The following is a 20,261-nucleotide window of genomic DNA, read 5'->3' as shown; positions in this document are numbered from 1 at the left end:
CTCAGCGCGCGCGCCGGAATGTCAGGTTGTAGCGGCAGCGTCCGGTCAACGGATGCTCGCCCTCGGCCAGCGTATCGACGCCATGGAACAGCAGCCGCGCCGGCCCGCCCCACACCACCACATCCCCGCTCTCCAGCCGCATGCGGCGCGGTCGTTCGCTGCGTTCCATGCCGCCGAACAGGAAGGTGGCCGGCAAGCCGAGCGACACCGAGACGATAGGCTGCGCCATGTCGATCTCGTTCTTGTCCTGATGCAGCGACATGCGCGCGCCGGGTTCGTAACGATTGACCAGGCAGGCATCCGGATCGAAGCCGGCGAAGCCGGCCTCCTGCGCCGCCTGCGCGGCCAGCTGCGCAAACGCCGCCGGCATCGCGGGCCAGGGTTGCCCGGAAAGCGGATCCTCATGCTGGTAACGGTAGCCACGGCGATCCGTCACCCAGCCGTATTGCCCGCAATTGCTCATCGCCACCGACATGCGGAAACCGCCCGGCGTCTGCATGTGGCGCAATGGCGATTGTTCAATGACCATTTCAATGGCTTGCACCAATTCCCGCGCTTGCTCCGCTGCGAATGCGCGCAGCAGCACCGCCCCTTGCGTGATCGGCTCACGGGCAGGCTGCGCGGGAAGATCGCTGAACAGGTCCAGGGTCATGGTTTGGCGGCGCGTTCCTTCTCCAGCAATGCTTGCTTACGCTCCACGCCCCAACGATAGCCGGAGAGCGAGCCGTCCAGCCGCACGATGCGGTGGCAAGGAATCAGCAAGGCGATCTCGTTATTGGCGCAGGCGCTGGCCACGGCGCGCACCGCCGCCGGACTGCCGATGCGTTCGGCCAATGCGGAATAACTCAGGGTGACGCCCGGCGGGATGCTGCGCAATGCCTGCCACACGCGCTGCTGGAAGGCCGTGCCGCGCACATCCAGCGGCAAATCCAGCCCGCGCTCCGGCGCCTCGATAAAGCCCAGCACCTGCGCCAGCATCTGCTCGAATTCGACGTCGCCGCCCACCAGCTCGGCCTTGGGGAAACGGTCCTGCAGCTCGCGCACCAGCACCTCCGGATCGTCGCCCAGCGTGACTGCGCAAATGCCCTTGGCGGTGGCCGCCACCAGCAAGGCGCCCAGCCAGCACTGCGCCACCGCGAAACGGATGCGCTCGCCGCTGCCGCCCTGGCGATAGGCGCTGGGCTTCATGCCCAGCCGTTCGCCGGTCTGTTCATAAAAGCGGCCGCTGGAATTGAAGCCGGCGTCATACATCGCCTCGGTCACGCTGGCGCTGCCCGGCAGGCGGCTGCGCATGCGCTCGGCGCGCTGGCCGTCGGCATAGGCCCTGGGCGTGACGCCGGTGTGCGCCTTGAACAGGCGATGGAAATGGTAGCGGCTCAGCCCCACCGCGTCGGCCAGTTCTTCAAGCGGCAGCGGCGCATCGGCTTGCTCGATCAGGCGGCAGGCTTGCGCCACCGCCTGCGCCTGGCGCTCCTCCAATGAAGGCTGGTCGGGCTTGCAGCGCTTGCAGGCGCGGAAACCGGCGGCCTCGGCGGCGGCGCAACTGGCATGGAAGGCGACATTCTTGCGCAAGGCCGGACGCGCCCCGCACGAAGGCTTGCAATACACGCCGGTGCTGTGCACCGAATAATAGAATTGGCCGTCGGCCGCCTTGTCGCGGCGCTGCACGGCTTGCCAGCGGGCGTCGTCATCGGCATAGGCAGGCGCCGCCGCATCCGGCATGGGCGGAACGGTCTTGACGCTGCGGGTGGAATGTCGGGTAGCCATGGTATGCATGATGCGCTCCTTTGATCGCGACTGGTAATGCATGCAGTCTACGAAGCGCCAGGGCCTGCCGCACTCCGGCGCTTGCTTTCAAATTCGCGCCCAGGGATTTACTGTGAAAACCGGATGCGCTGGCGCGATTTCACCGGCTGCATCACATGTTCCAGCGGCAGTTCGTGCGATTGCTTGACCTTCTTCAGGGTGATGTTGGACTTCACGTTGGTGACCCCGGGCAGGCGCAGCAACTGGGTCATCATGAATTCGGAAAAGCTCGCCAGGTCGGGCGCCACGATGCGCAGGATATAATCCGCCTCGCCGGTGATGGAAAAGCACTCGATCACCTCCGGCATGCCTTCCACCGATTTCTCGAACAGTTCGCCGCGGGTTTCTCCCTGGCGGTCCAGTGTCACGGTAGTGAAGGCGGTCACCCCCAGGCCGACCACGGCGGCATCGAGCACGGCGGTATAGCGCTCGATCACATGGGCTTCTTCCAGCCGCTGCACGCGGCGGCTGATCTGCGAAGTGGACAGGTGCACCTTCTGCCCCAGGGCGCTGTTGGTGATGTGTCCGTCGCGCTGCAGCTCGGTCAGCAAGGCGAGGTCGTAGCGGTCGACGTTGATGATGCTCATATCTCTCTCCAAAATCCCAATTTAAGAATTATTTGTGCATATTATCGACCATATCGCGCAAAAAACAATCACATATTGCGTCAATGGCACAATAAAATCCCAGCATGAGCCGGCGATATCGCGGTTCTCCCTTTAAAACACAGAGGATCAGCCTGCCGCACCCGCCAATCCATGCCGAAATGGCAAGCATGGCGTCCCGCGATCCGGGAAAGGCAAGCGCGGCGACCGATCCGCCCCGACACGAGGAGACAACTCATGGGCCACGCAGAAAGCAATCTCACCTCCGCCGCAAAACCGCAGGACCTGTTCGACAATCCGATGGGCACCGACGGTTTCGAGTTCGTCGAATACGCCGCGGCCGACACCAGCGCCATCTCCTCCGTGCTGGAACTGATGGGCTTCATCGCCGTGGCGCGCCACCGCTCCAAGAACGTCACCCTGTACCGCCAGGGCCAGATCAACTTCATCCTCAACGGCGAACCCGACAGCAGCGCCGCCGCCTTCGCCAAGGTGCACGGCGCCTCGGTCAACGCCATGGCGTTCCGCGTCAAGGACGCGGCCTACGTCTACAAGCGCGCGCTGGAACTGGGCGCCGAAGGCGTGCAAGCCAAGCTGGGGCCGATGGAGCTGAACATCCCGGCCATCCGCGGCATCGGCGGCTCGCTGCTGTACCTGGTGGACCGCTACGGCGACAACGGCTCGATCTATGACGTCGACTTCCAGTTCCTGCCCGGCGTCGACCGTAATCCCAAGGGCGTGGGCCTGACCTATATCGACCACCTGACCCACAACGTGGTGCGCGGCGCGATGGATACCTGGTCGTCGTTCTACACACGCCTGTTCAACTTCCGCGAGATCAAGTACTTCGACATCGAAGGCAAGATGACCGGCCTGAAGTCGCGCGCCATGACCAGCCCCTGCGGCAAGATCCGCATCCCGATCAACGAGAGCGCCGACGACAAGTCGCAGATCGAGGAATTCATCAAGCAGTACAACGGCGAAGGCATCCAGCACATCGCGCTGGGCACCGACGACATCTACCAGACCGTGCGCAACCTGCGCAGCCGCGGCGTGCCGCTGCAGGACACCATCGCCACCTATTACGACCTGGTCGAGCGCCGCATCCCCGGCCACGGCGAAGACCTGGAAGCGCTGCGCGAACTGAAGATCCTGATCGACGGCGCCCCCACCGCCGGCCAGGGCCTGCTGCTGCAGATCTTCACGCAGAACGTGATCGGCCCGGTGTTCTATGAAATCATCCAGCGCAAGGGCAACGACGGTTTCGGCGAAGGCAACTTCAAGGCCCTGTTCGAATCGATCGAGCTCGACCAGATGCGCCGCGGCGTGATCTGACCCGCCATCCTGCGCGGAAAAGCAAAGCGAGGCTGATGCCTCGCTTTTTTCATCCCAGGTAAATTTCAGGATTTGCGCTAAAGAAATTCCGGCCCGCGTCGTAACCGCATACAAGAACCCACTGAGGGCTCTGTTTGGCTGCGTCTTTGATCAGGGGCTGGAACTTTCATGACCGTTGTTTCCCAATTCGCCGAATCCGCCGATACGCTCGACAGCGATCCTTCCGAACTGGTCGCGCAACTGAACAACCGCATCGTGCTCCTGCAGCAGCAAATGCAGTCCCTGAACCGGTTCCCGGCCAACAAGGACGCCAAGCGGCAGCGCAGCATCCTGCAGCAGCAGATCCGCGCCTTGTACCAACAGATCTTCCTGCGGGAGCAGCAACATAGCGCCAGCCGCCAGCGCGGCGAAAACTACCTGAGCATGGCATTGTCAGTGGCAGCCCATGCCGCGCATGCGCGTCACCGCAAACTGGGCGCAGCCGGCTGACCTTGCCCTCTTGTCCATGAAAAAAGCGATCCCCGGGATCGCTTTTTTGTTTTGCGCGGCGCCTTTATCGCGTGTGATAGCGGATACGCGAAACGCTCACCAGACAAGCCGCCCCGGCCAGCAGGGCCGCGCCCCACAGCACCAGCGCATACGGCGCCGACGACAGCGTCAGCAGCAGCGCCACCATCGACGCGCCGACGGTCTGGCCGGCCAGGCGCGCAGTACCGAGCATGCCGCTGGCGCCGCCGGTGCGCGAACGCGGCGCCGCACTGATCAGGGTACGGTTGTTGGGCGACTGGAACAGGCCGAAACCGAAGCCGCAGAGCGCGAACAGCAGCACGATCGTGACATCCGATGTCGTCGGCTCCAACGTCAGCAGCGACAGCAAACCGATGCACATGATGCCCATGCCGACGCCGCCCAGCAGCCCTGCCGACATGCGATCCGACAGCTTGCCCGCCGGCGCGCCGGTCAGCGCCACCGCAATCGGCCACGCCGTCAGCAACAGGCCGGCGTGCGCCGCGCTCATGCCCAGGTGGTTCTGCAGCATGAAAGGCAGCATCACGAAGGTCGCCATCTGCGCCGCGAACGAGCAGAAGGAGGTGCCGATCGACAATGCGAACAAGGGGATACGCAGCAAATCCAGCGGCAGCATGGGAGCGGTGGTGGACTGCAGCTTCAGCAGCAAGACCAGGCTGAGCGCCGTCAGCAGCGCGCACAGCGCCACCACGCCCCAACCCTGCACGTGGCCGACCGCATCCACCGTGTACAGCAGGAAACCGACGAACACCATGCACACCAGCGCACTGGTCCGGTCGTACTTGCGCCTGGACAGCGGATTGAACGGCAACGCCTTCCAGCCGATCGCCAGCGCGGCAATGCCCAGCGGGATATTGATCAGGAACAGCCAGTGCCAGGAAGCGAAATGCAGGATGAACCCCGCCACGGTCGGCCCCAGCGCATTGGCGGTGCCGGCCACCAGCGCGTTGTAGCCGATCGCGCGGCCCAGCAGCCGGGTCGGGTAGATGAAGCGGATCAGCGCGGTATTCACGCTCAGGATGCCGGCCGCGCCAATGCCTTGCAGCACCCGCGCCAGGCTCAGCTGCAACATGTCGCCGGCGGCCGCGCAGGCCAGCGAGGCCACGGTGAACAGCACCAGCCCCATCAGGTAGACCCGGCGGTAGCCGGCCACTTCCCCCAGCGAAGCCAGCGGCAGCAGGCATACCGCCATGGCGATCTGGTAGCTGTTGATGATCCAGATGGCATCGGCATCGGTCGCCCGCAGGTCGTGCGCGATGGCCGGCAAGGCCAGGTTGGCGATGGAGCCGTCCATCACCGCGATGACCACCGCCAGCACCACGGCGGCGATGGCCAGGATGCGTTGCTTGCCGGGTAAGCCGTCGGCGTCCGGCATCGGGCCGCTATTGGTCTTTGCTTGCACGTCTTGTTCCTGTCTGGCCGCGCCCGCGGGCGCGATGAAAGGCCGTCATCCTATCACCGGACGGCCCGGCCGAGGCCAAGCGCCTCATGCGCGCAGTGGGGAAAAGCGGGTCACGCCCCAGGATTCTCAGGGCGGGTTCAAACAGGTGGCGGGATATTTTCAAAACTGAAACATCGGCTTGGGAGGGACAAGACCGGCTGGTACGCCAGGGAAACTGCCTGGAAATGATCCTCCGGCAACAATTTGGAGCGGACCAACGGCATCGGCGCCAACGCCGATGGCGTCACTGGAAGGCCGAAATCGGCGTCAGTTTCTTGCCGCGCGGGATGTTGAATTTGCTCCTCGGACCGTACCACTTGTTCCACAAGGCATCGATCTCGCCGGACTTCTCCAGGTTAACCAGCGCGGCGTTGACCGCCGCCAGCAATGCCGGCTCGCCCTTCTTCACGCCCATCGCGGTCGGCTCCCACGACAGGGCCCCTTCGACGAACCTGAATTTGCCGTCGGAGTCGTTGACGAAACGGATAGCCAACGGCTGCGACAAGGCCAGCCCGTCAACCTTGTTCTGCGCCAGCGCCAGGAAGGATGCGGCCGTATCCGGATAGGCCTGGACATGCGCTTTGGGCAGCATGCGCCGCGCCGCCTGCTCAGGCGTGGAATTGCGGTTGGCGCTGATGCGCTTGCCCGCCAGGTCGGGGATCCGGTTGATGCCGGAATCGCTGCGCACGATCACGCGGATCGGGGTCTGGTAATGGGAGGCGGTGAAATCGATCTGGCGGGCGCGCTCGCGCGTATAGCCCAGCGCCGCCACCACCAGGTCGGCATTGCCCTGCATCAGCGCGGGCAGGCGCCCCTCCACCGTCACGTCCTTGTGCTCCATCTTCACTCCCAGCTGGTGCGCGACGGCGTTGCACATGTCGACGTCGAAACCAACCACCTGGCGCGTCTGCGGATCGGGGAAGCCGAGCGGCTCGTTGTTGTTCAGCGTGGCGCAGACCAGTGTGCCGCGCGCCTTGATGTCGGCCAGGCGGTCGGCATGCGCCAAGGAGGAAAAAGCCAGCAAGGCAGCCAATGCCGCCGCGCCCATGCCGGTTTTCTTGATGCGCCCCGAAATCATTGCCCGCGTCTCCCTGAAATGAACCGAGAGCATAGCGTGAAACAAAGCCGGATGCCATGCCCGCGGAGGGGCCGGGCGCTCACCGCGCCGGCATCCCAAAGGCAGAAAAAAAGCGCATCCGAAGATGCGCTTTCCATCCTTGCCGGCAAGAACGATCAGCCATGCCCGAGGTAAGCCTTGCGCACATCGCTGTTGGCCAGCAGGTTGGCGCCGGTATCGTGCAGCACCACGTGGCCGTTCTCCAGCACGTAGCCGCGGTCGGCCACGCCCAGCGCCTTGTTGGCGTTCTGCTCGACCAGGAACACCGTCACCCCGCTCTCGCGGATGGTGCGGATGATCTCGAAGATCTGCGCGATCACCAGCGGCGCCAGGCCCAACGTCGGCTCGTCCAGCAGCAGCAGGCGCGGACGGCTCATCAGCGCGCGGCCGATAGCCAGCATCTGCTGCTCGCCGCCGGACATGGTGCCGGCGCGCTGCGCAGCCCGCTCCTTCAGGCGCGGGAACAGGCCGAAGACGTAATCGATGCCTTCTTCGATCTCGCTGTCCTTGGCGAAGAAAGCGCCCATCTTGAGGTTTTCCAGCACCGTCAGGCTGGGGAACACGCGGCGGCCTTCCGGCGAGATCGCCATCCCCAGGCGCATGATCTCGTGCGTGGGCAATTGCGTGATGTCGCGCCCTTCGAAGAGGATACGGCCGCTCGACGCGCGCGGACGGCCGCACAGCGTCATCAGCAGCGTGGTCTTGCCGGCGCCGTTGGCGCCGATCAGCGTCACGATCTCGCCCTTCTCCACGTTCAGGGACACGCCATGCAGCGCCTCGATGGCGCCGTAGTGGGTATGCACCTTGTCAAACTGCAGCATCATTCTTCTCCCAGGTAAGCCTTGATCACGCGCTCGTCGCTGCGCACCTGCTCCGGCGTGCCGATGACGATGGGCTTGCCGTGCTCCATCACCAGGATGCGGTCGGAGATGCCCATGATCAGGCTCATGTCGTGTTCGATCAGCAGCACCGCCACGCCATCCTCGCGGCGCAGGCGGTCGATCAGTTCGCTCAGCTCCTGCTTCTCGTGCGGGTTGAGGCCGGCGGCCGGCTCGTCCAGCAGCAACAGGCGCGGCCGGGTGATCATGCAGCGCGCGATCTCGACGCGCCGCTGCAGGCCGTAGGACAGGGTTCCGGCCTCGCGGTTGGCCAGCGCGGTCAGCCCCAGGCGATCAAGCCAGTAGGCGGCCCGCTGCAGCGCTTCCTTCTCGGACTTGCGGTAGGCCGGCGTCTTCAGCAGGCCAGACAGCAGGTTGGTGTTGACCTGGTGGTGTTGCGCCACCAGCAGGTTTTCCACCACCGTCATCGACTTGAACAGGCGGATGTTCTGGAAGGTGCGCACCAGCCCTTGCTGCGCCACCTGGTGACTGGGCTGGCGGGCGATCGAGGCGCCATCCAGGACGATATCGCCCGAGGTCGGCTGGTAGAAGCCGCTGATGCAGTTGAAGACGGTGGTCTTGCCGGCGCCGTTGGGGCCGATGATGGCGAAGACTTCCTTGTCCTTCACCGACAGCGACACGCCGTCCACGGCCAGCAGGCCGCCGAAGCGCATCGACAGGCCGGAGACTTCCAGCAGGTTTTTCACTTGGTCACTCATTGCGGCAGCTCCACATGCGGACGGGTGGCAGGCAGCAGCCCTTGCGGACGCCACATCATCATCAGCACCATCACCAGGCCGAAGATCAGCATGCGGTACTCGGCGAAGCTGCGCGCCAGTTCCGGCAGCACGGTCAGCAGGATGGCGGCCAGGATCACGCCCAGCTGCGAACCCATGCCGCCCAGCACCACGATGGCCAGGATCAGCGCCGACTCGATGAAGGTGAAGGATTCCGGCGTCACCAGGCCCTGGCGCGCCGCGAAGAAGGAACCGGCCAGGCCGGCGAAGGCCGCGCCCAGCGTGAAGGCCGAGAGCTTGACCTTGGTCGGGTTGATGCCCAGCGAACGGCAGGCGATCTCGTCTTCGCGCAACGCCTCCCAGGCGCGGCCCATCGGCATGCGCAGCAGGCGGCTGGTGACGAAGTAGGTGAACAGCACCATCAGCAGCGCCAGGAAGTACAGGAAGATCACCATATGGCCGCCCTGGTACTCCAGGCCCAGCAACTGGTGGAAGGTGGTGCCGCCCTCGGTGAGCGGATTGCGCGCCATCGCCACGCCGAACACGGTCGGCTTGGGGATGCCGGAGACGCCATCCGGGCCGCCGGTCAGGCTGGTCATGTTGTTGAGCAGCAGGCGGATGATCTCGCCGAAGCCCAGCGTCACGATGGCCAGGTAGTCGCCGCGCAGGCGCAGCACCGGGAAGCCCAGCAGGAAACCGAACAGCGCCGACATGGCCGCCGCCAGCGGCACGCACTCCCAGAAGCTCAGGCCGAAATACTGGTTCAGCAGCGCGTAGGTGTAGGCGCCCACCGCATAGAAGCCGACGTAGCCGAGGTCAAGCAAGCCGGCGAAACCGACCACGATGTTCAGGCCCAGGCCCAGCACCACATAGATCAGCGCCAGCGTCATCACGTCGACATAGCCGCGCGAACCGAAGAACGGCCACACCAGCGCCACCACCAGCAGCAGCGACACGGCGGCGCGCTGGCTGCGCGGCTGCAGGCGCGGCAGCGACGGCAGCTTGATGCCGGCCGAAGTGCGCGACAGCGCCGGCTTGAGCATCTGGAACACGAACACCGCCAGCATGGCCACCAGCACCGGCGTCCAGTGGGTGTTCAATACCACGCGATAGCCTTCAAGCTGCAATTGCATGCCCAACAGTGGGATCGTCAATACGGCGGTAACCAGCGCCGCCGCCACGGCGTTTTTAAAAGTGACAGGCATCATGCCTCCTTGGAGATTACGTTTTCCGTCAGGCCCATGGTTCAGACCTTCTCGACATCCGGCTTGCCCAGCAGGCCGGTGGGACGGAACAGCAGGATCAGCACCAGCAGTCCGAAGGACACCACGTCCTTGTATTCCGACGGCAGGTAACCCGAGGCAAAGGTTTCGGCCAGGCCCAGCAGCACGCCGCCCAGCATCGCGCCGGGAATGCTGCCAATGCCGCCCAGCACCGCGGCGGTGAAGGCCTTGATGCCGGCGATGAAGCCGATGTAGGGATTGAGCTTGCCGATGGTCAGCGCGATCAGCACGCCGCCGACGGCCGCCAGCATCGCGCCCAGCACGAAGGTGAAGGAGATCACGCGGTTGGTGTCGATGCCCAGCAGGTTGGCCATGCCCATGTCTTCGGCGCAGGCGCGGCAGGCGCGGCCCATGCGCGAACGCGCGATGAACAGCGTCAGGGCGACCATCAGCACCAGCGTGACGCCGACGATGACCATGCGCGAATAAGGCACGGTGACGGTGAAGTCGCCGCCCATCTGGAACTCCAGCGCGCCGGAGATCAGCACCGGCACCGACATGTCGCGCGCGCCCTGGCCGATCTGCACGTAGTTCTGCAGGAAGATCGACATGCCGATGGCCGAGATCAGCGGCACCAGGCGCGGCCCGCCGCGCAGGGGCCGGTAGGCCACGCGCTCGACGGTCCAGCCGTACAGGCCGGTGACCAGCACCGACACGACCAGCGCGCCGCCCAAGAGCAGCGGCAAGGGGTAGCCGCTTTGCACGCCGATGGCCGTCAGCGTAACCAGCCCGACATAGGACGCGATCATGTAGATCTCGCCGTGGGCGAAGTTGATCATGCCGATGATGCCGTAGACCATCGTGTAGCCGATGGCGATCAGCGCATAGATCGCGCCCAGGGAAAGCCCGTTGACGAGCTGCTGGGTCAGTTGTGGGAGCAATTCATTCATAGGAGGGAAATCTGATGTGGAAATGCCCCATCCTGACAGCGATGGGGCATTTCCGGGTTTTACGTCAGTCGGTACTCGACGGCGCCAACGAGACCGTAGAACTTACTTGGCTTCGGTCTTGGTGGCGTCCTTGTGCCAGGTGTAGACGACGAAGTTGAACGACTTCAGGTCACCCTTCTTGTCGTATTCGACATTGCCGATCGGGGTCTTGAAGCTGTTGGCGTGGATATAGGCGGCCACCTTGGTCGGATCGGTCGACTTCGAGCCGGCGATGGCGTCGGCGATGATCTTCACGCCCGAGTAGGCCGGCATCTGGAACGGACCGTTCGGATCGCGCTTTTGCGCGTTGAAGGCCTTCACCAGCGCGGCGTTGGCCGGGTCGGCGGCGAAGTCGGCCGGCAGGGTCACCAGCATGCCTTCGGAGGCGGGGCCGGCGATGGCGGTGATGTCCTTGTTGCCCACGCCTTCAGGTCCCATGAACACGGCCTTGACGCCCTGCTCGCGCGCCTGGCGCATGATCAGGCCCATTTCCGGGTGGTAGCCGCCGAAGTAGACGAAGTCCACGCCTTGCGACTTGAGCTTGGTGACGATGGCGGAGTAGTCGCTGTCGCCGGCGTTGATGCCTTCAAACAGGACCACGGGCACCTTGGCCGCATCCAGCGCGGTCTTGACCGAAGTCGCCACGCCCTGGCCGTAGGACTGCTTGTCGTGCAGCACGGCGACCTTCTTCGGCTTGAGCTTCTCGATCACGTAACGGGCGGCGGCGGGACCTTGCTGGTCATCGCGGCCGATGGTGCGGAAGATGTACTTGTGCGGCTTGGCTTCGGTCAGTTGCGGTGCGGTCGCCGACGGGGTGATCATCACCACGCCTTCGTTTTCATAGATGTCCGAAGCCGGGATGGTCGAGCCCGAGCACACGTGGCCGATCACATACTTGATGCCCTGGCTGACGATCTTGTTGGCCACCGCCACGGCTTGCTTCGGTTCGCAGGCGTCGTCCATCAGCACCACTTCGAACTTGTTGCCGTTGGCGCCGCCGGCGGCATTGATCTGCTCCACGGCGGTCAGTGCACCGGCCTTGACCATGTCGCCGTACTGGGCGACGGCGCCGGTCATCGGGCCGGCGATGGCGATCTTGACCGTTTCAGCGTGGGCGGCGCCCGAGAAGGCGGCAACTGCGGAGACTGCCAGAGCGATCTTGGTCAGACGGTTTGCGGATTTCATTGACGTTTCCTCCAGGTATTTTCGGTTCAAGGGGCGGCCAGCAAATGCTTGCGCACATTGGGACGCCGATTCTCTGACCCTTATTATTTTCGGGTCCGGCCGGCGCATGGGGGCAGAGTGTAACACCACCGTCATATACGACAACTTTTTTTTGAGAAATCGGCATACCCCGTCATTTCATCCCCTTTAAATTTCATTTTTCACACGTTTTGTTCGTTATTTATTCGATTTCAAAAAATATCGCCCTCTTCGCACCGCACCATCGGCATGTCTTTTCCACGTGCTGAGAACGCCCGGCAGATGCTGAACTTTTGCTGTGCATACTCACTCCAGAGGCATTTGCACATTTACAATGAGCGCCCGCCCTGCGCCCTTTCCCGCATGTCCAGGTCGGGACAGACCTGCACAACAAGATGCCCTCTCCATTTTCACTCTTCACGCCGCGCCAGCGCCATTCGCTGCTGGGCGCAATGTTCTTCGCGGCCGCCTGCGCGATGCCGGCGCTGGCCGCCGACCTGAAGCAATACCAATACCGGCAGACCTTCATCAGCGCCTGCCGCGCCGATCCGCGCACCGATGTCATCCGCACCTATTGGAAGGACGAAACCGGCGCGCCGCTGGGCACCTTCGTGCGGCTCGATGCCCTGCTGCACGCGCAGCACCAGGAAATGCTGTGCGCCACCAACGCCGGCATCTACGACAAGCAGCTGCAGCCGCTGGGCCTGTACATCGAGAACGGCAACGTGCTGCGCAAGCTCAACACGCGCCAGAACGCCTACGGCAATTTTTATATGCAGCCCAACGGCGTGTTCATCCTGGGCGAACGCCAGGCCCACATTGTGGAAACCTCGGCGTTTGCCGCCGAAGCCGACCGCTGGATCGCTATGAGCCGCTATGCCACCCAATCCGGACCGCTGATGGTCGTGAATGGCAAGGTCAACGCCCGTTTCGACCCCAACTCGCCCAATGCCGTCGTGCGCAACGCCGTGTGCCTGGACGCCGAGGGGATGGTGACGCTGGCCATCGCACGCAACCCGATCAACTTCTACGACTTCGCGGTGTTCCTGCGCGACGAGCTCAAATGCAGCGATGCGCTTTACCTGGACGGCAGCATCTCGCGCATGTACCCCACGCTGGAAGCCAATATGGGACCGGCTTTCGGAGCGATGATCGCAGTCATGAAAAAGCCCGCTGCAAAATAGAGATGCGCTGCGGCGCACCCCATCCCGCTGGCCGGGAAAATCCGAACCGGCAAAAAAAAGCCCGCAGCAAGTCACCGCGGGCAAGTTCCCTCGCATGAGGGAGGTTGAAGGAACAGTTCAACCTCCCCTAGGAGTCGGGGCCTGAAAAAAAAGTTCGGGGATATTTCTTCGCCGCTTGTCCGCGCCGGACGTTCGCCTGCGCCAATGTAAAACGCCGCAACGGCCATGCCGTTGCGGCGCATGCAGTGCTGTTCCCACTGCCAGGGACTTGCTCTGCGGCGTTGGCCGCCGTCCTGCCGCACCGCTGGTCCGGTGCCCAGGCTCAGGCTTACTTCTTCTCGCCGCTGTCGCCGGAAGCAGGCGCCGGAGAAGAGGAGTCGGCCGGCGGTACGGCTGCAGGCGCCGCCGGCGTTGCCGACGAGCTGCCCGAATCGGCCGGGCTTGCCGGCGCAGCCGAGGAGCCGGCCGGCGGAGGCGCTGCCGGCGCTTCGTCGCGCTGCTTGTTGCAACCGGCCAGGACAGCGGTGAATACGGCGGCAGCCAGGAGTGTGTGGCGAATCAACATATTTTTCCTCCAAAGGTTGTTAATCAGATTGGCCGAAAATCAACGGTTTGCCGACATTCGACCGTCTCTACCCGATCGATTATTCCCTCTTCGGCAACAGCCGCCTGTCAGAAAACGACGCATATTCATGTCAGCCATCCAAGGCGTATTTCCACTCAAACCGGCACGAAAAACCCGTATCATCGCCACCTATGACTGACACCATCGCCTCCCGCCTGAACCGTGCCGGCTACCGTGCCGCCGTTCCCGCCCTGTTGGCCGCGCTCCTCGTCGCGCCGGCCGCGCATGCCGACATCGTTCCGGTTTCTCCGGCGCAATGCGCCGCGATGAAAGCGCGCCACGTGATCACGCCGGCCAATCCCGTCCCCTGTTCGCGCCTGTCCACGGTCAGCTTCGACTACACCGGCTTCGACGGCGCCACGCGCAGCGGCTCGGTGGTCGTGCTCGATGCCGTCGCCCCGCAGGTGGAGTCGCTGTTCGGCGAATTGCTGCTGCGCTCGGTGCCGCTGGCCGGCGCCGTGCCGCTGGAGCATTTCGACGGCGACGACGAAAAGTCGATGGCGGCCAACAATACCTCCGCCTTCAACGGCCGCCCCATGACCGGCGGCGGCGGCTGGTCCAAGCATGCGTATGGCGTTGCGATCGATATCAATCCCTTGCAGAACCCTTATGTCGCCAAGCCCGGCAGCGCGCAGCAGCAGGTGCTGCCGCCGCAGGCCGCCGCCAGCTACCTGCAGCGCACGCCGGTACGGCCCGGCCAGGCCGAAGACCTGGTCGGCGTGTTCTACGACCACGGCTTCCTGGTCTGGGGCGGCAACTGGAAGGAACCGATCGACTACCAGCACTTCGAGATCGGCAGCCGCGCCTTCGTCCGCAAGCTGGCCGCCCTGCCGCGGGCGCAAGCGCGCGCCGAGTTCGAACGCTATGTGGCGCGCTACCGCAGCTGTGCCGGCAAGGCTACCCAGGCGCCAAACGACGATGACGATAACGAGGTACCGGAAGATATCGCCCTGCGCGACAGCTGCGCAGCGCGCATGCGCCGGTGAGCATGCGCGCCCGGCTGGCGTAAAGACCTGTAAGACCAGGTTAAAAAGCGTGATGCGGCGCCACTCCCGCCGTTTGCCCGCCTATACTCTGCCGGCAATCATCGAGTCCGGGCCGTGCGGCCCGGTGGCACACGCTTTCTCTTGAGGATGAACACCATGCCGATCAATGCCGTCACTTCCAGCCAGCACGCAACCGCGCACGCCGCCCCTGTGCAACCGGCGAAAAAGCCCAACATCTCGTTCGCCGACCTGATGGTGGCCAGCCAGCCGGTGGCCCAGCCGGCCAGCAGCCCTTTCAGCGGCACCCCGGCCACACCGGTCAACAAGGCCTGAGCGGCCCGGTTGGCACAGACCCGCTGCAATAACAACAAAGCCCGGAAGGCTGCCGCCTCCGGGCTTTTTCACATTGTCACCTGCTTGGCCGGCGCCGATATACTGTGCCTTCCATAAAAAAGGGAGGAAAGGCATGGAACAAGCCAAGGCTGCGGACATCCTCATCAGGCCGGCGCGCCCCGATGACTTTGCGCGATGGAAAATCCTCTGGGATGACTACAACGCCTTCTACGGCCGCTCCGGCCCCACCGCCCTGCCGCGGGAAATCACCGACACCACCTGGGCGCGCATCCACGACGAAACCGAACCGGTGCACGCGCTGGTGGCCGAAAGCGCCGGCCGCCTGCTGGGCCTGGCCCATTACCTCTACCACCGCAACACCATCCTGATCGGCCCCACCTGCTACCTGCAGGACTTGTTCACGGTGGAAGCCGCGCGCGGCAAGGGCGTGGGCCGGGCGCTGATCGAAGAACTGTACCGGCGCGCCGGCGCGGCCGGCGCCGAACGCGTCTACTGGCACACCCACCACACCAACGCCACCGCGCGCCGCCTGTACGATACGGTGGCGACCGACTCCGGCTTCATCGTCTATCGCAAGGCGATCTGAAGCCGGCCGGGACGCCGCAGCTCATTGCTGGGAGTTGGCCTCATTGAGCGCATTGACGATATCGGCGCGCGTCAGGTCCGGCGCGAACTGCAGGATGAAATCGTAGGCGTAGCCGCGCAGGTAAGCGCCGCGGCGCACCGCCAGGCGGGCGATGTTGGGCTTGAACAAGTGGGCCGCGTTGATCGCCGCCAGCCCCTGGTGCTGGCCCTGCTCCACCGCCATCGACGCCACCAGCCCCACGCCCATGCCCAGCGCCACGTATTGCTGGATCACGTCGGAGTCCATCGCGGTCAGCACGATATCCGGCTCGATGCCGGCCTGGCGGAACGCTTCGTCGATATGGCCGCGGCCGGTGAAGCCGACGTCATAGGTGATCAGCGGCCAGGTCGCGAGATCTTCCAGGCTGACCTGTTCCAGCCCCAGCAGCGGATGGCCCTGCGGCACCACCAGCACGTGGCTCCAGGTATAACAGGGGAAGGACACCAGTTCCTTGAACTGCGACAAGCCTTCGGTAGCGATGCCGATGTCGGCCTTGCCCGAGATCACCCATTCGGCGATGTGTTCCGGCGCGCTCTGCTGCAGGGCGATGCGCACCTGCGGGAAGGCGTCGCGGAAGGCCTGCACCACGCGCGGCAGCACGTAGCGCGCCTGCGTGTGGGTGGTGGCGATGGACAGCGTGCCGCTCTCCTCGCCGGCGTATTCCTTGCTGGCGCGGCGCAGGTTCTCGGCTTCCAGCAGCAGGCGTTCGACGATGCCCAGGATGCCCTTGCCGGGTTCGGTCAGGCCGGTCAGGCGCTTGCCGTTGCGCTCGAAGATCTCGACGCCCAGCTCCTCTTCCAGCTCGCGGATCTGGCGCGACACGCCCGGTTGCGAGGTGAACAGCACATTGGCCACTTCGGTCAGGTTGAAGCCGCAGCGCGCGGCTTCGCGGATCGATCGTAATTGCTGGAAATTCATTGCGCCTGCCCTCCGCCCTGGTCGGCAAATACCTGCAAGCGGCGTGGCTTGACCACCAGGGTCTCGCCGCTCTTCAGGTTCAATTGGGAAAAACGCTCGCTGGAAATCACCGCCTCGATCAGTTGCGCATTGTCGTCGCGCTCCAGTTCCAGCTGGGCCAGCGGGCCGATGGCGTGCGAGCGGCGTAGTTGCACCACGATGCCTTCGGCCCCGGGCGAATAGCGCTCCACCTCGATGTCGTGCGGACGCACGAAACCGACACCGGCGGCATCGCGCGCATCGCCGTGGCCGGGCGCATCGAACTGCACGGCGCCGGTATCGAGCACGCCTTCGTGCAGGCGGCCGTGGAACAGGTTGACGTTGCCCAGGAAGCCGTAGACGAACGGCGACGCCGGATGGTTGTAGACCTCGGCCGGGGCGCCGATCTGCTCGACACGGCCCTTGTTCATCAGCACCACCTGGTCGGCCACCTCCAATGCTTCTTCCTGGTCGTGCGTGACGAAGATGCTGGTGACGTGCAATTCGTCATGCAGGCGCCGCAGCCAGCGGCGCAGCTCCTTGCGCACCTTGGCGTCGAGCGCGCCGAACGGTTCGTCCAGCAGCAGCACGCGCGGCTCCACCGCCAATGCGCGCGCCAGGGCGATACGCTGGCGCTGGCCGCCGGAGAGCTGCGGCGGATAGCGGTCGGCCAGCCAGTCGAGCTGCACCAGCTCCAGCAGGCTCTTGACCTTCTCGCGGATGGCCGCTTCCGAGGGCCGCTGGCTGCGCGGCTTCACGCGCAAGCCGAAGGCGATGTTGTCGAACACCGTCATGTGCTTGAACAGCGCGTAATGCTGGAACACGAACCCGACCTGGCGCTCGCGCACGTGGCGCGCCGAGGCATCCTCGCCGTCCAGCAGCACCTGGCCGGAATCGAGCGATTCCAGGCCAGCGATGATGCGCAGCAGCGTGGTCTTGCCGCAGCCGGACGGCCCCAGCAACGCGGTCAGCTCGCCCGCCGGGAAGTTCAGGGAAACGTCGTCCAGCGCGGTGAAACTGCCGAAACGCTTGTTGATCTGTTTGACTTCGATGCTCATGGACTGCTCCTGTTATTCGTGGTCGGCCACGGCCTGTTGCGTGTGGAGGCGCCACTCGACCAGGCTCTTGGCCGCCAGCGTCACCAGGGCCAGGAAGGCCAGCAGCGACGCCACCGCGAAAGCGCCGGTGATGTTGAATTCGTTGTAAAGGATCTCGACCTGCAGCGGGATGGTGTTGGTCTCGCCGCGGATGTGGCCCGACACCACCGACACCGCGCCAAACTCGCCCATGGCGCGGGCGTTGCACAGGATCACGCCGTACAGCAGGCCCCACTTGATGTTGGGCAGGGTCACGTGCCAGAAGGTGCGCCAGCCGGAAGCGCCAAGCACCAGCGCCGCTTCTTCCTCTTCACTGCCTTGCGACTGCATCAGCGGGATCAGCTCGCGCGCCACGAACGGGAAGGTCACGAACACGGTCGCCAGCACGATGCCCGGCACGGCGAACAGGATCTTGATGTCGTGCTCGCGCAGCCACGGGCCGAAGTAGCCCTGCATGCCGAACAGCAGCACATAGATCAGGCCCGAGATCACCGGCGATACCGAGAACGGCAAATCGATCAGCGTCAGCAGCAGGTTCTTGCCGCGGAACTCGAACTTGGCGATAGCCCAGGCCGCGGCCACGCCGAACACCAGGTTCAGCGGCACGGCGATGGCGGCGGTCAGCAGCGTGAGCTTGATGGCCGACCAGGCGTCGGGTTCGACGACCGATGCGACATAGACGTCCCAGCCTTTGCGCAGCGCTTCATAGAACACCGCCACCAGCGGCACGAACAGGAACAGCGTCAGGAACACCAGCGCTATGCCGATCAGCGTGGCGCGTACCCACAAGGGTTCCAGCGTGGCGCCCGGCGTCAGCGGCGGCTCGCCGCGATGGGCCGCTTCGGCGGCAATGGAGGTTGCAGCTCCGCTCATCATCTCAATTCCTTTCCGACTGGCCGCGCTTGCGGGTCCAGGCTTGCAGCAGGTTGATCGCCAGCAGCAGGGTGAACGACACCAGCAGCATCACCATCGCAATGGCCGTGGCGCCGGCATAGTCGTACTGCTCCAGCTTGGTCACGATGAATAGCGGCGTGATCTCCGACACCATCGGCATATTGCCGGCGATGAAGACCACCGAACCGTATTCGCCGGTGGCGCGCGCAAAGGCCAGCGCGAAGCCGGTCAGCAGCGCCGGCAGCACCGTCGGGAAAATCACGTACCTGAAGGTCTGCCAGCGGTTGGCGCCGAGGCTGGCGGCAGCCTCTTCCAGTTCGCGCTCTGCCTCTTCCAGCACCGGCTGCACGGTACGCACCACGAACGGCAGGCCGATGAAGGTCAGCGCCACCAGCACGCCCAGCGGCGTGAACGCCACCTTGATGCCCAGAGGCGCCAGCAGGCTGCCCAGCCAGCCGTTCTGCGAATACAGCGTGGTCAGCGCAATGCCGGCCACGGCGGTCGGCAGCGCGAACGGCAGGTCGACCAGGGCGTCGATGATGCGCTTGCCGGGGAAGCGGTAACGCACCAGCACCCAGGCTACGATGCCGCCGAATATCACGTTGAGCACCGCGCCCAGCAACGAAGCGCCGAAGGTCAGGCGATAGGAAGCCATCACGCGCGGCGATGTCACCGCATCAACGAAGCCGCCCCAGGTCAGGGTGAAGGTCTTGAGGAAAATCGCCGACAGCGGGATCAGGACGATCAGCGCCAGATAGAAGATGGTAAAGCCCAGCGACAGGCGAAATCCCGGCAGCACCCGCTTGGGCCGGGCCGGGCTGGACGCCCTGCCGACGGCCTGCGACGCCGGAATCGATGCAGTGGAAGCGGTCATGGAGCGTTCTCTTTTTATTACAAATGCGACTATAGAGAGCCGATATTCGCATTCGAACGTTATAAAGAGAACGAAGTTTTTTGCATTCCTTTAGACGAAAAACGAATAATGATGGACTGATGCCCGCAAAAAATGAAAGGCCGGTGCAGCGCCCCCCCTTGGCCGAGATGGACGGACGGCCCTTGCAAGAGTAGGATTAAATCCTATCCGTATCGAAGGAGTCCTCCATGCGAACAACCCAGCAAATGAGCATCACCTTGCCCAACGACATGGCAGACGTGGTAAAGGCCAAGGTGCGTAGCGGCGAGTACGCCAGTGAAAGCGAAGTGATCCGGGACGGAATGCGGGCCTTGATAGCGCGGGATCGCGCTGTGGAAAACTGGCTGCACAATCAGGTTGGCCCTGCCTATGATGCGTTGAAGGCCGATCCAACCCGCGCCGTCACCGCTGACCAGGTGCGTGCCAGACTGGCCGCCGAACACACCAAGGCACGATGAACTATCGCGTCGTCTTCAGCCCGGAAACCCTGGAACAGCTTGCCGAGCTTTACCGCTACATCGCGGAAGCTGCATCGCCCGATGTAGCGGCGCAATATACCGAGGCTCTCGTGAGCCACTGCGAAAGCCTGAGTACGCTTCCCCTTCGCGGGACGCAACGCGATGACGTGCGACCTGGCCTGCGCATGACGAACTACAAGAAGCGGACGGTCATCGCCTTCGATGTGGACGCCGAGGTGGTGTCCATCATCGGTATCTTCTACGGCGGGCAAAACTACGAAACGATCTTGCGCGACGACGACATGGAACATTGAGCCCTTCGGCTGC

23 protein-coding genes are annotated in these 20,261 nt (G+C 64.3%); 8 read left to right on the top strand and 15 right to left on the bottom strand.

What is annotated here, in order from left to right:
* Position 1 precedes the first annotated feature (1 nt).
* The 3 genes from alkB to J7548_RS18045 form a co-directional block, all read right to left on the bottom strand.
* Positions 2-652, bottom strand: a complete 651-nt coding sequence (alkB, locus tag J7548_RS18055) for a DNA oxidative demethylase AlkB (RefSeq protein WP_290977266.1) — start codon at positions 650-652, stop codon at positions 2-4.
* The gene (gene ada, locus J7548_RS18050) at positions 649-1,722 is read right to left on the bottom strand and encodes a bifunctional DNA-binding transcriptional regulator/O6-methylguanine-DNA methyltransferase Ada (protein ID WP_290977386.1); all 1,074 of its coding nucleotides are present in this window, start codon (positions 1,720-1,722) and stop codon (positions 649-651) included. Before ada ends, alkB begins: the two co-directional genes overlap by 4 nt.
* A 152-nt stretch (positions 1,723-1,874) precedes the next feature.
* Entirely contained in the window at positions 1,875-2,393 is a 519-nt protein-coding gene (locus tag J7548_RS18045) for an Lrp/AsnC family transcriptional regulator (protein WP_290977263.1), read from the bottom strand.
* Between the two features lie 255 nt (positions 2,394-2,648).
* On the opposite strand from J7548_RS18045, the gene hppD reads away from it, so the two are divergent.
* Positions 2,649-3,746 carry a 4-hydroxyphenylpyruvate dioxygenase gene (gene hppD / locus J7548_RS18040; protein WP_290977258.1) on the top strand — a complete coding sequence of 366 codons (1,098 nt, stop codon included), beginning with the start codon at positions 2,649-2,651 and terminating at the stop codon, positions 3,744-3,746.
* A gap of 168 nt (positions 3,747-3,914) precedes the next feature.
* On the top strand, positions 3,915-4,235 hold the full coding sequence (locus J7548_RS18035) for a FlxA-like family protein (RefSeq protein ID WP_290977255.1): 321 nt from the start codon (positions 3,915-3,917) through the stop codon (positions 4,233-4,235).
* Positions 4,236-4,299: 64 nt separating this feature from the next.
* On the opposite strand, the gene J7548_RS18030 is transcribed toward J7548_RS18035, so the two are convergent.
* The 7 genes from J7548_RS18030 to J7548_RS18000 form a co-directional block, all read right to left on the bottom strand.
* Positions 4,300-5,676 (bottom strand): MFS transporter, encoded by a 1,377-nt coding sequence (locus tag J7548_RS18030; RefSeq protein ID WP_290977253.1) that lies wholly within the window; start codon positions 5,674-5,676, stop codon positions 4,300-4,302.
* Positions 5,677-5,959: 283 nt separating this feature from the next.
* Positions 5,960-6,763 (bottom strand): transporter substrate-binding domain-containing protein, encoded by an 804-nt coding sequence (locus J7548_RS18025; protein ID WP_290977384.1) that lies wholly within the window; start codon positions 6,761-6,763, stop codon positions 5,960-5,962.
* 185 nt (positions 6,764-6,948) lie between these two features.
* Positions 6,949-7,653: an ABC transporter ATP-binding protein gene (locus J7548_RS18020; protein ID WP_290977382.1), complete on the bottom strand. Its 705-nt coding sequence runs from the start codon at positions 7,651-7,653 to the stop codon at positions 6,949-6,951.
* Complete coding sequence (gene livG / locus J7548_RS18015) at positions 7,653-8,429, bottom strand: high-affinity branched-chain amino acid ABC transporter ATP-binding protein LivG (protein WP_290977250.1); 777 nt, start codon at positions 8,427-8,429, stop codon at positions 7,653-7,655. The genes J7548_RS18020 and livG overlap by 1 nt, the downstream gene beginning before the upstream one ends.
* A complete protein-coding gene (locus tag J7548_RS18010; RefSeq protein WP_290977380.1) occupies positions 8,426-9,652 on the bottom strand; it encodes a high-affinity branched-chain amino acid ABC transporter permease LivM in 1,227 nt (408 codons plus the stop codon). Before J7548_RS18010 ends, livG begins: the two co-directional genes overlap by 4 nt.
* 41 nt (positions 9,653-9,693) lie before the next feature.
* Positions 9,694-10,620 carry a high-affinity branched-chain amino acid ABC transporter permease LivH gene (gene livH, locus J7548_RS18005; protein ID WP_290977247.1) on the bottom strand — a complete coding sequence of 309 codons (927 nt, stop codon included), beginning with the start codon at positions 10,618-10,620 and terminating at the stop codon, positions 9,694-9,696.
* A 102-nt stretch (positions 10,621-10,722) separates the two neighbouring features.
* Positions 10,723-11,844 (bottom strand): branched-chain amino acid ABC transporter substrate-binding protein, encoded by a 1,122-nt coding sequence (locus J7548_RS18000; RefSeq protein WP_290977244.1) that lies wholly within the window; start codon positions 11,842-11,844, stop codon positions 10,723-10,725.
* A 470-nt stretch (positions 11,845-12,314) separates the two neighbouring features.
* On the opposite strand from J7548_RS18000, the gene J7548_RS17995 reads away from it, so the two are divergent.
* Entirely contained in the window at positions 12,315-13,046 is a 732-nt protein-coding gene (locus tag J7548_RS17995; protein ID WP_290977378.1) for a phosphodiester glycosidase family protein, read from the top strand.
* A gap of 328 nt (positions 13,047-13,374) precedes the next feature.
* Here the strand turns inward: J7548_RS17995 and J7548_RS17990 are convergent, their stop codons facing one another.
* The gene (locus J7548_RS17990) at positions 13,375-13,611 is read right to left on the bottom strand and encodes a hypothetical protein (RefSeq protein ID WP_290977241.1); all 237 of its coding nucleotides are present in this window, start codon (positions 13,609-13,611) and stop codon (positions 13,375-13,377) included.
* Positions 13,612-13,802: 191 nt separating this feature from the next.
* On the opposite strand from J7548_RS17990, the gene J7548_RS17985 reads away from it, so the two are divergent.
* The 3 genes from J7548_RS17985 to J7548_RS17975 all read left to right on the top strand — a co-directional run bounded on the left by J7548_RS17985 (position 13,803) and on the right by J7548_RS17975 (position 15,597).
* Positions 13,803-14,657 (top strand): M15 family metallopeptidase, encoded by an 855-nt coding sequence (locus tag J7548_RS17985; RefSeq protein ID WP_290977239.1) that lies wholly within the window; start codon positions 13,803-13,805, stop codon positions 14,655-14,657.
* A 156-nt stretch (positions 14,658-14,813) separates the two neighbouring features.
* Positions 14,814-14,990 (top strand): hypothetical protein, encoded by a 177-nt coding sequence (locus J7548_RS17980; RefSeq protein ID WP_290977237.1) that lies wholly within the window; start codon positions 14,814-14,816, stop codon positions 14,988-14,990.
* 133 nt (positions 14,991-15,123) lie between these two features.
* Positions 15,124-15,597 carry a GNAT family N-acetyltransferase gene (locus J7548_RS17975; RefSeq protein ID WP_290977235.1) on the top strand — a complete coding sequence of 158 codons (474 nt, stop codon included), beginning with the start codon at positions 15,124-15,126 and terminating at the stop codon, positions 15,595-15,597.
* Between the two features lie 21 nt (positions 15,598-15,618).
* On the opposite strand, the gene J7548_RS17970 is transcribed toward J7548_RS17975, so the two are convergent.
* From J7548_RS17970 to cysT, 4 genes are read right to left on the bottom strand one after another with little or no spacing between them, the layout of a single operon-like run.
* A complete protein-coding gene (locus J7548_RS17970) occupies positions 15,619-16,554 on the bottom strand; it encodes a CysB family HTH-type transcriptional regulator (RefSeq protein WP_290977232.1) in 936 nt (311 codons plus the stop codon).
* On the bottom strand, positions 16,551-17,630 hold the full coding sequence (locus tag J7548_RS17965) for a sulfate ABC transporter ATP-binding protein (RefSeq protein WP_290977229.1): 1,080 nt from the start codon (positions 17,628-17,630) through the stop codon (positions 16,551-16,553). Before J7548_RS17965 ends, J7548_RS17970 begins: the two co-directional genes overlap by 4 nt.
* 12 nt (positions 17,631-17,642) lie before the next feature.
* A complete protein-coding gene (gene cysW, locus J7548_RS17960) occupies positions 17,643-18,542 on the bottom strand; it encodes a sulfate ABC transporter permease subunit CysW (RefSeq protein WP_290977226.1) in 900 nt (299 codons plus the stop codon).
* Between the two features lie 4 nt (positions 18,543-18,546).
* Positions 18,547-19,437: a sulfate ABC transporter permease subunit CysT gene (cysT, locus tag J7548_RS17955; protein WP_290977223.1), complete on the bottom strand. Its 891-nt coding sequence runs from the start codon at positions 19,435-19,437 to the stop codon at positions 18,547-18,549.
* Positions 19,438-19,664: 227 nt separating this feature from the next.
* Between cysT and J7548_RS17950 the strand changes: the two genes are divergently transcribed.
* Together J7548_RS17950 and J7548_RS17945 are read left to right on the top strand one after the other, a co-directional pair.
* On the top strand, positions 19,665-19,934 hold the full coding sequence (locus J7548_RS17950; RefSeq protein ID WP_290977220.1) for a type II toxin-antitoxin system ParD family antitoxin: 270 nt from the start codon (positions 19,665-19,667) through the stop codon (positions 19,932-19,934).
* Complete coding sequence (locus J7548_RS17945; protein WP_290977217.1) at positions 19,931-20,248, top strand: type II toxin-antitoxin system RelE/ParE family toxin; 318 nt, start codon at positions 19,931-19,933, stop codon at positions 20,246-20,248. Before J7548_RS17950 ends, J7548_RS17945 begins: the two co-directional genes overlap by 4 nt.
* Positions 20,249-20,261: the final 13 nt, after the last annotated feature.

It is taken from the genome of Herbaspirillum sp. (genome assembly GCF_017744395.1).
Taxonomy (GTDB): domain Bacteria; phylum Pseudomonadota; class Gammaproteobacteria; order Burkholderiales; family Burkholderiaceae_D; genus Herbaspirillum.
The sequence above is the reverse complement of the archived record's forward strand: the minus strand, read 5'-3'. Positions and strand labels throughout refer to the sequence as shown.